Here is an 11,166-nt window from a genome sequence, read left to right as displayed (position 1 = left end):
TTTTTTGTTAGAATATACTCATGGCTTTTTCACATTGGATTTGCAAGGTGTCTATAAGATTCACCGGGCTATCCATTTGCTTATACAAAAGTGGGATTTCTGTACAGCCTAATATAAAGGCATCCAGATGGCTGTATTTTTCATTAAGTTTTTCAAAATAAGCTATAGATTCTGGTGTTACTGGTTTTCCGGAAGAAAGCTGAATTTGTATTTTCTGGATTTCTGTTCTCTCTTCTTCGTCCGGAATTACAACATTGATACCAGCCTGAATAAGAGGCTCCTTAAAGAAGTCGCTTTCCATTGTATACTTGGTACCGAGCAGTAAAACATTTTTATAGTTATTATTCAGAATATATTCTTTGGTAAGTTCTATAATATGGAATACCGGAACATTGATTTCTAATTCATGTTTTATAAGATCAAAAGCTTTATGCAAAGTATTGTTAGCAATCATTACACAAGATGGATTGCTGTCCAATAATACCTGAAGTTCTTTTTTTAATAATTGTGGAATCACATCCCAACCGTCATTATAATTGCTTTTGATTTCGTTATAGTCTATGCTGTAAAGCAAAATCGGACACGAATGAAAAGCGCCAAACTTTTGGTTGTAAAGCTTATTGAGGGTTTCATAGTATAATATTGTAGAAGGATAACTTGTGCCTCCTAATATTCCTATTTTTTTCATTACTGAAGGGTATTTTAATTTTATGGTTAAGGTATAAAAACTTTTATAATCCGTTACTTTTCCCGAAATTCGGGCAGCAAATATAAGACTTGGAATTATCAACTCCTATAGAATACCTAAAAGGCATCGGGCCTGAGCGAGCAAAGCTCATTAAAAACGTTTTGGATCTCCATAAGGTAGAGGACTTTCTGACCTTTTATCCCATTCGTTATATCGATAAAAGTAAACTTTACAAAGTTGGTGAATTAAGGGAAATAAACAATGAAATTCCGCTGAAAGGCAGGATTACCGATATTCAGGAAGTGGCATATGCCAAAGGAAGGCGTATGGTAGCGAAATTTCGGGATGAAACCGGAACAATGGAATTAGTGTGGTTCAAATATTCTAAATGGCTGAAAGAACAGATTCCACTTAATACTGAAGTTATAATTTTCGGAAGAGTACAGATTTTTAACAATGTATTCTCTATGCCGCATCCTGAAATAGAGAAAAATGAAAATAAAGAAAATTCTCCAACACTTTTACCTGTTTATTCCAGTAGTGAAAAATTAACGAAACGTGGGATAAATAATCGATTTTTTCAACAGATTTTATTAGACATTGTCCTGAATATTCCTACGTTTATTGATGAGAATCTTCCTTCTGGTTTAATGAAAAGTCTCAAGTTGATTTCCAGAATAGATGCCTATCAGAATATTCATTTTCCTAAAAATAGCCAGTGGCAGAAAGCTGCTGACAGAAGGTTGAAATTTGAGGAAGCATTCTTTTTTCAGTTAGGTTATGGCTTGAAAAAGAAACATAATAAAACTTCATCTTTAGGGAATCCTTTTCCATTAGTGGGGGATTATTTTACCGGATTTTATGAAAATAATCTTCCGTTCGAACTTACAAATGCGCAGAAAAGAGTACTGAAAGAAATAAGGAACGATATGAAGCTTCCTGTTCAGATGAACAGATTATTGCAGGGAGACGTAGGATCGGGAAAAACGATGGTGGCTTTATTATCTATGCTTATCGCATTGGATAATGGTTTTCAGAGCTGTTTGATGGCTCCGACTGAGATTTTGGCTCAACAGCATTTCAATGGTATCTCTGATCTTCTATACGGAACAGGTATCGAGGTCAAATTATTAACGGGATCTACCAAGGCATCGGAGAGAAAAGTTATCCACGAAATGCTGGAAAACGGAACCTTGCCTATTATTGTAGGGACACATGCTTTATTGGAGGATAAGGTGAAATTCAAAAAACTTGGACTGGCTATTATCGACGAACAACACCGTTTTGGAGTAGCGCAACGAGCGAAGCTATGGGCTAAAAATGCAATACCACCACATATTCTGGTGATGACAGCAACTCCTATTCCGAGAACCCTGGCGATGAGTTTCTATTCGGATCTGGATGTTTCGGTGATCGATGAAATGCCGGTTGGAAGGAAGCCTATTGTTACAGCACATCGCAAAGAAAAAGACCGCTTGTTTGTTTTCAATTTTGCGAAGGAAGAAATTGCTAAGGGTCGCCAAATCTATTTTGTATACCCGCTAATTGAAGAAAGTGAAACACTTGATTATAAAAACCTGAACGAAGGGTTCGATACTGTAAAAGAATTTTTCCCTGTACCCGATTACGATGTAGTAATGCTTCATGGAAAAATGAAGCCCGATGAAAAAGATGCGGCCATGCAGTATTTTGCCAGTGGAAAAGCACAGATAATGGTGGCTACTACTGTAATAGAAGTAGGAGTGAACGTTCCCAATGCATCGGTAATGATTATAGAGAGTGCTGAAAGATTTGGCTTGTCTCAGCTGCATCAGTTACGAGGTCGTGTTGGTCGTGGGGCAGAGCAGAGTTATTGTATTTTGATGACTTCCGACAAAATGACGCAGGAAAGCCGGAAGAGGATTAAAACGATGGTAGAAACTAATGACGGATTCAAAATTTCGGAGGTCGATATGGAACTTCGCGGTCCGGGAGATATTCTGGGAACACAGCAAAGTGGAGTCATAGACTTTAAAAAACTGGATCTGATGCAGGATTCCAATATTATTAAAGCAGCAAAAGAATGTGTGGAAAAGTTATTAGAAACAGATCCGCTATTGGCTTTTCAGGAGCATCAGGGAATGAAAAGTTATTATGTCCGCCAGTATAAGGGAAAAAATAAATGGGCTAAAATAAGTTAATATTCTAGCCCTGTATTAATATTATTCAACTTCAAAAACAGCCTGTATTTCTACGGAAGAGTTGACTGGCAAGGAAGATGCCCCAAGGGTGCCTCTTGCATGTTTACCTTTCTCCCCGAATATCTCAACAGTAAGATCAGAAGCAATATTCATAAGATCAGCATGTTTGGTATAATCATTTGGAGTATTAAAAATACCGGTTAGTTGTACACATTGTTTTACTTTATTCAGGTCTCCACCTACTGCTTCTCTCAGAACGGCTAATACATTTAGCATGGTCACTTTTGTTGCTTCTTTTACCTGTTGTTCATTTACCTCTGTTCCAAGTTTTCCGGGGTTAACAATCTTGCCGTCTTTTAATGCAACCTGATTAATAAATACCAGATTACCTGATCGTACGAAAGGCTTATAGTTTCCGGCAGGTTTTGGAACCTGTGGTAAAACAATCTGTTTTTGCTGTAATACTTTATTAACATCTGCTCTTTCCTGTGTTGGGATTATCTCTTTTTGTTTAAATGTACCTTTAAGTGCTAAAGATACTTTTGCGATTGTTTTTCCTTGTAATTCTGCCAGGTAACGTTCACCTTGGCTGGGTCTTTCTGTGTTTTTTACTGAATTAAGACTTGTAGTTCCTAATACGGTATTTCCCTGTGGGATGTTTTTGTCAATATTTTCATTTCCTCTTATCCCTGTAGGTATCAGGATCATTCCGTGTACAGCCAGGCTGTTCCAGAAAGATTGTATAGCCAGCTCCTTACCAGCTCCACTGCCTGCGGACATAAATACTGTAGCAGGGATTCCTTCCAAAGAATGGTTTGTCCATAGGTTGACAGTTTTTGATAAAAATTCACTCATCCCGGTGCTAATATTGCCAAAGTAAACAGGAGAACCAAATGCAATCCCGTCGTAAGATTTTAATTCATCTACTGAAGCAACAGGGATGTTTTTTAATTTAGAATTTGAAGATGCTTTTACCTGCTTGATTACAGCTTCTGCATTTTTCTCGCTTTCAATTCCCTTAGCAACTTCCTTTGCCAGTTCATAAGTACCACCATTATCAGAATAGAATAACACCAGTACTTTGGCTTTATACTCTTGTGCAAACGAAATATTTACAGTGAGTATAGTTAAGATTCCAGCTAAAATAATATGAAGTTTTTTCATTTTTTGTCCATTAAAATTACGTTGCAAAAGTACTAACGTTACTTTTATTAAGTTTGACAAAAAATATATTTAAAACGACAATAAAGTAGCTTTATTGTATGTCTATAAATAAGAATCAATTAGTTATTGTAAGTGAAATCCTGAAAGAGTGTGGTATGAATTAAACAAAAAACTCCATTAGGTAGTCATCCATTACATAACCATTTCCGATGTCGAATACACCCTCTTCATAAACCTTAAATCCCTGAGACTCATAAAAATCTTTGGCATTATTGTATTTGTTTACATTCAGAATGATACGTTCATTGTTATTCTCAGATACATGATTTTTAAGATAGTTCAGTGCAGATTTTCCCAAACCTTTACCTTTGGATTCCGGAACCATGTATATGCGGTGAAGTTTAGTCGTTTTGGGCTCGTAATTGAATTCATAGCCCATAAATCCGCCATAGTTTCCCTCATCATCTTTTATCAGAAAGTATTGCCAGTCGGGGCTATCCATGTGAGAAGAAATTTCTTTTTCGGAATACATCTCAGCCATCATATAACTGATTTGTGCAGGGCTAAGAATTTTAGAATAAGCCATTTCCCATGATCTTTTAGCTAAATCCTGAATTAACGGAATATCCTTTGGTGTAGCTTTTATTACTTTCATTTTACTGCTTTTATGTTTATGGTTTGTTTTTCCTGTGAAGGACAGGAACAGGAAGATAAAGATAAAAAAAAGAAAGCACCCGCCGGATGCTTTCTGATAAATGTTTTTATTAGATCAAAAGACTAAATTTTAGTCATTTCTGCTTTTAATTTCTGTTCTAAACTTTCAGATGCTGCTACCAATGGTAATCTCAGGTAGTTTTTAACAATACCTAACTCAGCAAGTACATATTTAACTCCTGTAGGATTTCCTTCAGCAAAAATCAGACGTGTAATTTCCACAAGTTTGTTATGGATTTTATAAGCTTCTTTAGCATTGCCTTCGATACCCAATTGGATCATTTGTGCAAATTCTTTTGGATAAGCCTGACCAATTACAGAGATCACACCATCTGCTCCTGCCAAAGTTACAGGTAATGCAAACTCATCGTCTCCGGAAACAAGGCTAAAGTTCTCAGGCTTTTGACGAAGGATATCAAAATACTGGTTGATATTTGGCGCAGCTTCTTTAATCATGACAAGATTAGGAAACTCATTCGCTAAACGAAGAGTAGTAGATGCTTCAATGTTTTGTCCGGTTCTTCCCGGTACATTGTAAATAATAATATTTTTTCCTGTAGAAGCTAATGCTTTATAGTGCTGATAAAGTCCTTCCTGATTAGGCTTGTTATAATATGGAGAAACTGAAAGAATAGCATCAAAAGCTGAAGTATCAGCTTCGTTAATTTGTTTTACAACCTCAGCAGTATTATTTCCTCCGATTCCTAAAACCAATGGTAAACGACCATTGTTAACCTTTATAACGTGTTTGACTACCTTATCCTTCTCTTCATCATTAAGTGTAGCAGCTTCAGCTGTTGTTCCTAAAACTACTAAATAACTGGTTCCGTTTTCGATATTGAACTCTACTAATTTCGTTAGTGAATCAAAATCTACGGACAAATCTTCATTGAAGGGTGTAATTAGTGCAACACCTACTCCGGATAATTTATTCATAGTACGTTAAAAATTAAGTATTCAAATGTAGGGATTTTTTCTGTGTTTTCAGGTTATGCGTGTATAAAAATCTATTATTAACTCCTATATTTGCAATCGGTTACTTGGCTATAAAGTAAAGAATAATGGTACAGGAGAAAGGTTTTCTTATTTCATATCTTAAATACGGAGAAAATGATGCTGTCCTTCATATTTACACGCATAATGAAGGATACAAAAGCTATTTTCTGAAAGGAATTTATTCCAAAAGAAATAAAAAGAAAGCATTGTTACAGTTCTTGTTCGAAATACAGTTTACAACAAGTCCTAAAACATCCGGGCTACCATTAATTTCGGATTTACAGGCTTATGCTCATCTTCCTGAATGGAATATCAAAACGAATGCTCTTCAGTTTTTTATTGCCGATGTTCTGAGTAATATCCTCCGGAACGAAGCTCAAAATGAGAGCATCTATTCCAAGATTTCTGATTTTATGGATCAGTTGAAGGAAGTGAATATATCAGCACATGTTCATTTTTTAGTTATTCTTACAGAAGACCTCGGAATAAAACCTCTCCTGAATGATGCTGCCTATCTAAATCCTGAAAAGGGAATTTACGAAACATTTTCTTCACACCATTGCTTTGATGACAGTACTTCCGGCTTGTGGAAAAGTATTTTAGATGAAGGCTACTCTGTAAAGCTTACGAATACAGAACGAAGAAGACTTTTGGAAAGTATTCTGGTATACTATAGCATTCATATACCGGAATTTAAAAATCCTGCATCGCTGGAAGTTCTTCAGCAAATATGGGCATAAAAAAACCTGCTGTATAAGCAGGTTATATTTTTATTTCTGATATTATTTTATTCTTCAGAAGGTGTTCTTTCTCTCGATCCGTATAACTGGAAATTGAAAAAGAAACTATAATCATTCAGAGATGCTCCTACATAGTTGTAATGAGGATCTTTTGCAAATGCTGCTCTCGAAGGAACAATAATTAATCCCTGAAGGTTATAATCATCTGTAACTTGTTTAGTAAATGATTTGAATAATTTAATAGCTTCCTGAAAGCCTTCAATTTCGAAATAGCTGTTCGTTACTTTTACTGTATTATTAGTAGTGGCAGCGTCCAATCTCTTTTGCTCAGAATCTATTAACGCCTTTTTAGCATAAAACCATAACGGATCATCTTTTGGAACACCGCCCTGATCTACAGTATTGAAGAAGGGAAGAGATCCTGTAAATTGAATCTTATCATCTGTACCTTTAATTGCACGGGTTGCGAAAGCAACTTGCATAATCTGTAATACATTTTTATCTTTTACATCAGTACCGTTTGTGGGTTGTGCATTTGGACGAATTACATAAATGACACCAGATGGTAATGTTTTTGCCAGTGTGGATAACTTTATATTTTTGTCATCCGGCTTATTGGTATCATCAAATGTTTTAATCTTTCCTCTGTCATCGAAGTAATGAGTATCTAAGTAATCTTTTATCGCAGTATCATCATAGGAATTTTGCGTAGCCTGATCTACATTCGGGATAAGATTTTGATTGTAGTAATTGTCATTTCTACATGAATTTAGTACAGTAGAAGCTACCAACAAACCTAATAATAATTTTTTCATTGTATCTTTATAAAATTATTGACTATTCTTAAACGTATATAACTACGCAAAAGTATAAAAAAATATGAGAATTGATAAATTTTTATGGAGTGTAAGATTCTATAAGACCAGAAGTATTGCAACAGAGGAAATTAAAAAGAACAGAGTTAGTATTGGCGGGCAGGTTGTAAAATCTTCTAAAGAGGTAACAGAGGGAGATGTAATCACGGTCCGTAAAAACCAGATTGACTATAAAATAAAAGTAATACAGATCCCTAAAAGCAGAATCGGGGCAAAACTAGTAACTCTGCACATCAAAGATATGACGGATTCCGAACAATATGCACTTCTGGAATCCCGTAGATTGGCTCAGGATTATTACCGTCAGAAAGGGGAGGGGAGACCTACCAAAAAAGACCGTCGGGAAATGGACGGCTTTCTTGATGTAGATGACGACGATGAAGAAGAAGCAGAACCGTCAGATAAAGATTGGGACAACTTCTTTAATGATGAAGCTGAAGGTGATGAATAATCTCGTTTGAGATTTCTTCGTCAGTTTTATTATCAGTGTCTATAATAAATTCGGCTTCGTTATAGTAAGTATTCCTTTCAAATAAATGCTTTGCGATAAACTCCGGAAGATCTTCTTCACTTATTCTGGCAATAAGAGGACGTTTATCTTTTTGTTTCGATAGCCTTTCTGCTAGAGTACCCACTTTAGCTCTCAAATAAAAACTTTTAGAATGTCTGGTGATGGTATCCATGTTATTATAATAAACAGGGGTACCTCCGCCAAGACTTAATATGATATTTTCTTCCGAAGAAAGGAGTTGTTCCAGTATATGTTTCTCTGCTTTTCTAAAACCCAGTTCTCCCATTTCTTTGAAAATTGTGGGAATGTCCTTTCCAAGGTGCAAAGAAATTTCTTTATCGAGGTCAAATAATTTAAAATTTATTTTCTGGGCGAGGGTTCTGGATATGTGAGACTTACCACTGCCCATGTAGCCTAATAGCGAAATGATCATGATTTTTTTTTAAACAAATGTCCAAAAAAATTTTGAGATATAAAAAAAAGTAGTATCTTTGCACCACTTTAGAAACAGAGATAAACACTGATTAATAAAGTGACCGACCTGGTAGCTCAGCTGGTAGAGCAATACACTTTTAATGTATGGGTCCTGGGTTCGAATCCCAGCCAGGTCACTACTCAAAAAAATGTCTCACTAGAGAAATTTTTTTGCCTGTGTGGTGAAATTGGTAGACACGCCATCTTGAGGGGGTGGTATCCAATAGGATGTGCTGGTTCGAATCCAGTCGCAGGCACACAGAGAAAAATAATTTTGAATAATAAGTCTTTAGACTTTACATTCAAGACCTGGTAGCTCAGCTGGTAGAGCAATACACTTTTAATGTATGGGTCCTGGGTTCGAATCCCAGCCAGGTCACAATTTAATTTGAATTTTTTTCATATTAATATTTTGTGATTTGGTGTTTTAAAAGCCTTTCAGTAACCTGAAGGGCTTTTAATTTTTTTATGAAGTTCTCCTTTTTATCCCTATATTTACGTTAAAGTACTCCCTATGAAAAATGTATTGAAGATTGTATTTGGTATGCTGCTCTTTGTCGCTTTTGCTGCATGCAGAGGAAATGAAGATAGTTTGCCACCAAGTAATAAAATACAGGGAGAATGGATACTGCAGAATACGGTGGCCGGCAGAACAGTTACCTATAACTTCAGAGCAAGTGATGTAGTTGTCACTGAATCGGGTACTGCAACAAGTTCAAACACCTATTCTTATTCTGTAGTATATGAAAACTATAAAGATCCTAAAAGCCAGGATCAGAAACAAGATGTCGTTTATATTGGAGGAAATAAATTTGTATTGACCTTTGAAGGGTCTGGCCGGATGATACTCACTAATCCTAATTCAACGCCGGCAGTAAAGCTGGAGTTTGAAAGACGAAGATAACCTGGTTATACCAATAGAAAATAAAAAAAGACAAATTACACAGTAATTTGTCTTTTTGCTTTTATAGATCCAATTCTACCATTACAGGGCAATGATCGGAATGCATAGCCTCTGGTAGTATAATAGCTCTTTGGATTTTATCTTTCAGTGTATTGCTTACCATGTTATAATCTAATCGCCAGCCTTTGTTATTGGCTCTTGCATTAGCACGATAGCTCCACCAGCTGTATTGTCGTGTTTCTGGATTTTTATATCGGAAAGCATCGGTAAATTCTCCTTCGTCTAAGAATTTGGACAGATACTCTCTTTCCATAGGTAAAAAGCCAGATACACTAGCTAAACGAATCGGATCGTGAATATCGATAGCTTCGTGACAGATATTGAAATCTCCACAAACAATAAGGTTAGGGATAGTCTTACGAAGCTCCTTCAGGTATTTTAAGAAGTCATAACAAAACTGCATTTTCAGATCCAGTCGCGAAATGTTAGTTGCGGAGGGCACGTAAACAGAAATGACCGAGAAATTATCGAAATCCAGTCTTATTACCCGGCCTTCAAAATCTATATAATCTATTCCTGTTCCGTATTCTATATGATTGGGTTTATGCTTTGTCGCGATACCTACGCCGCTGTAACCTTTTTTCTGTGCGGAATACCAGTAACTTTCGTACTGAAGATCACTGAATGCTCCTATATTGATTTGTTCCGGTTGTGCCTTGCTTTCCTGGAAGCAAATAATATCAGGATTTGCAAAGGACAACCATGTAGTAAAGTCCTTTGCAAAAGCTGCACGGATCCCGTTAACGTTATAGCTGATAATTTTCATAAATTTAATTGGAGATTTGAGATCAGAAACAAATGTATCACTCATTTACCCTTCACAGATAAATGAATTGCTATGTTTCTGAATTAATATTTTGTGCTTCATATCAGATTTCAACATTTTCAAACTGATTCTTAGCCTCGTTAATAAGTTCATTAAGTTCAGTCAGTGTCAATGCCTGAAGGAATCTGGATTTTAATTCTTTAAAATGTGGGATTCCTTTGAAGTAGTTATTATAATGCTGGCGCATCTCTACTAAGCCGGGTCTTTCCCCTTTCCACTCTACAGACCATTCTGCATGTTGTTGTACTGCAAGAAGTCTGTCTTTTACGGTTGGTTTAGGCAGGTTTTCACCTGTTTGAAAGAAATGCTTAATCTCATTAAATATCCAAGGATACCCGATAGCACCACGGCCTATCATAATACCATCGCAATCGTATTTCTGCTTATATTCTAAAGCTTTTTCCGGTGAATCGATATCTCCGTTCCCGAAAATTGGAATCTCAATATTCGGATTGTTTTTTATACGGGAAATATGGTTCCAGTCAGCTTCACCTTTATACATCTGTGCACGTGTTCTTGCGTGGATGGTCAGTGCTTTAATACCGGTTTCCTGCAGTCTTTCCGCTACCTCATCAATGTTAATAGATTCTGTATCCCAGCCCAGTCTTGTTTTCACTGTTACGGGTAGGTGAGTAGAATTTACAACAGCCTTGGTAAGACGTACCATCAGATCAATATCTTTCAATACTCCTGCACCTGCACCTTTACACACGACTTTTTTTACCGGGCAACCAAAGTTAATGTCTACAAGATCCGGTTCTACAGTTTCTACAATTCTGGCAGACATTGCCATTGCCTCTTCATCACCTCCGAATATCTGGATACCTACAGGCCTTTCATAATCGAAAATATCTAATTTTTTTCGACTCTTTATTGCATCTCTGATCAATCCTTCGGAGGAAATAAATTCAGAATACATAAGATCCGCACCATGCATTTTGCAAAGTCTGCGGAAAGGAGGATCCGAAACATCTTCCATCGGAGCTAAAAGCAGCGGGAAGTCAGGAAGTTCTATGTTACCAATTTTTACCATA

General features: G+C 36.4%; 12 protein-coding genes and 3 tRNA genes. 7 read left to right on the top strand and 8 right to left on the bottom strand.

Annotation, left to right across the window (positions count from 1 at the left end; translation table 11 throughout):
• Positions 1 to 7: 7 nt before the first annotated feature.
• Positions 8 to 688: an aspartate/glutamate racemase family protein gene (locus AYC65_RS13790; RefSeq protein WP_034868935.1), complete on the bottom strand. Its 681-nt coding sequence runs from the start codon at positions 686 to 688 to the stop codon at positions 8 to 10.
• A gap of 89 nt (positions 689 to 777) precedes the next feature.
• On the opposite strand from AYC65_RS13790, the gene recG reads away from it, so the two are divergent.
• Entirely contained in the window at positions 778 to 2,868 is a 2,091-nt protein-coding gene (gene recG, locus AYC65_RS13785; RefSeq protein ID WP_034868696.1) for an ATP-dependent DNA helicase RecG, read from the top strand.
• 21 nt (positions 2,869 to 2,889) lie between these two features.
• Here recG and AYC65_RS13780 read toward each other — a convergent pair whose 3' ends face one another.
• The 3 genes from AYC65_RS13780 to dapA all read right to left on the bottom strand — a co-directional run bounded on the left by AYC65_RS13780 (position 2,890) and on the right by dapA (position 5,682).
• Positions 2,890 to 4,032: an NAD(P)H:quinone oxidoreductase gene (locus AYC65_RS13780; RefSeq protein ID WP_034868697.1), complete on the bottom strand. Its 1,143-nt coding sequence runs from the start codon at positions 4,030 to 4,032 to the stop codon at positions 2,890 to 2,892.
• A gap of 160 nt (positions 4,033 to 4,192) precedes the next feature.
• Complete coding sequence (locus AYC65_RS13775; protein WP_034868698.1) at positions 4,193 to 4,687, bottom strand: GNAT family N-acetyltransferase; 495 nt, start codon at positions 4,685 to 4,687, stop codon at positions 4,193 to 4,195.
• 122 nt (positions 4,688 to 4,809) lie between these two features.
• On the bottom strand, positions 4,810 to 5,682 hold the full coding sequence (gene dapA, locus AYC65_RS13770) for a 4-hydroxy-tetrahydrodipicolinate synthase (protein WP_034868699.1): 873 nt from the start codon (positions 5,680 to 5,682) through the stop codon (positions 4,810 to 4,812).
• A 125-nt stretch (positions 5,683 to 5,807) separates the two neighbouring features.
• On the opposite strand from dapA, the gene recO reads away from it, so the two are divergent.
• Positions 5,808 to 6,482 carry a DNA repair protein RecO gene (gene recO / locus AYC65_RS13765; RefSeq protein WP_034868700.1) on the top strand — a complete coding sequence of 225 codons (675 nt, stop codon included), beginning with the start codon at positions 5,808 to 5,810 and terminating at the stop codon, positions 6,480 to 6,482.
• A gap of 47 nt (positions 6,483 to 6,529) precedes the next feature.
• Here recO and AYC65_RS13760 read toward each other — a convergent pair whose 3' ends face one another.
• Positions 6,530 to 7,297, bottom strand: a complete 768-nt coding sequence (locus tag AYC65_RS13760) for a hypothetical protein (RefSeq protein WP_034868702.1) — start codon at positions 7,295 to 7,297, stop codon at positions 6,530 to 6,532.
• Positions 7,298 to 7,361: 64 nt separating this feature from the next.
• On the opposite strand from AYC65_RS13760, the gene AYC65_RS13755 reads away from it, so the two are divergent.
• Positions 7,362 to 7,808, top strand: a complete 447-nt coding sequence (locus AYC65_RS13755; protein ID WP_034868704.1) for an RNA-binding S4 domain-containing protein — start codon at positions 7,362 to 7,364, stop codon at positions 7,806 to 7,808.
• On the opposite strand, the gene AYC65_RS13750 is transcribed toward AYC65_RS13755, so the two are convergent.
• Positions 7,780 to 8,301: a shikimate kinase gene (locus AYC65_RS13750; protein WP_034868706.1), complete on the bottom strand. Its 522-nt coding sequence runs from the start codon at positions 8,299 to 8,301 to the stop codon at positions 7,780 to 7,782. The two genes, AYC65_RS13755 and AYC65_RS13750, sit on opposite strands and share 29 nt — an antisense overlap.
• 105 nt (positions 8,302 to 8,406) lie before the next feature.
• Here AYC65_RS13750 and AYC65_RS13745 point away from each other — a divergent pair.
• From AYC65_RS13745 to AYC65_RS13730, 4 genes are all read left to right on the top strand, one after another.
• Positions 8,407 to 8,479: transfer RNA gene (locus AYC65_RS13745), tRNA-Lys, on the top strand.
• A 36-nt stretch (positions 8,480 to 8,515) separates the two neighbouring features.
• Positions 8,516 to 8,599 (top strand) — tRNA-Leu (locus AYC65_RS13740).
• A gap of 49 nt (positions 8,600 to 8,648) precedes the next feature.
• Positions 8,649 to 8,721, top strand: a tRNA-Lys gene (locus AYC65_RS13735).
• A 135-nt stretch (positions 8,722 to 8,856) separates the two neighbouring features.
• Complete coding sequence (locus AYC65_RS13730) at positions 8,857 to 9,246, top strand: hypothetical protein (RefSeq protein ID WP_034868707.1); 390 nt, start codon at positions 8,857 to 8,859, stop codon at positions 9,244 to 9,246.
• Positions 9,247 to 9,307: 61 nt separating this feature from the next.
• On the opposite strand, the gene AYC65_RS13725 is transcribed toward AYC65_RS13730, so the two are convergent.
• The gene (locus AYC65_RS13725; protein WP_034868937.1) at positions 9,308 to 10,072 is read right to left on the bottom strand and encodes an exodeoxyribonuclease III; all 765 of its coding nucleotides are present in this window, start codon (positions 10,070 to 10,072) and stop codon (positions 9,308 to 9,310) included.
• A gap of 103 nt (positions 10,073 to 10,175) precedes the next feature.
• Positions 10,176 to 11,165 carry a tRNA dihydrouridine synthase DusB gene (dusB, locus tag AYC65_RS13720; RefSeq protein ID WP_034868709.1) on the bottom strand — a complete coding sequence of 330 codons (990 nt, stop codon included), beginning with the start codon at positions 11,163 to 11,165 and terminating at the stop codon, positions 10,176 to 10,178.
• Position 11,166 lies beyond the last annotated feature (1 nt).

Origin of the sequence: Elizabethkingia bruuniana (genome assembly GCF_002024805.1) — a bacterium.
In the GTDB taxonomy this organism is placed as follows: Bacteria; Bacteroidota; Bacteroidia; order Flavobacteriales; family Weeksellaceae; genus Elizabethkingia; species Elizabethkingia bruuniana.
Note: the sequence above shows the minus strand (reverse complement) of the source record. Positions and strands in the feature narration are given on the sequence as shown.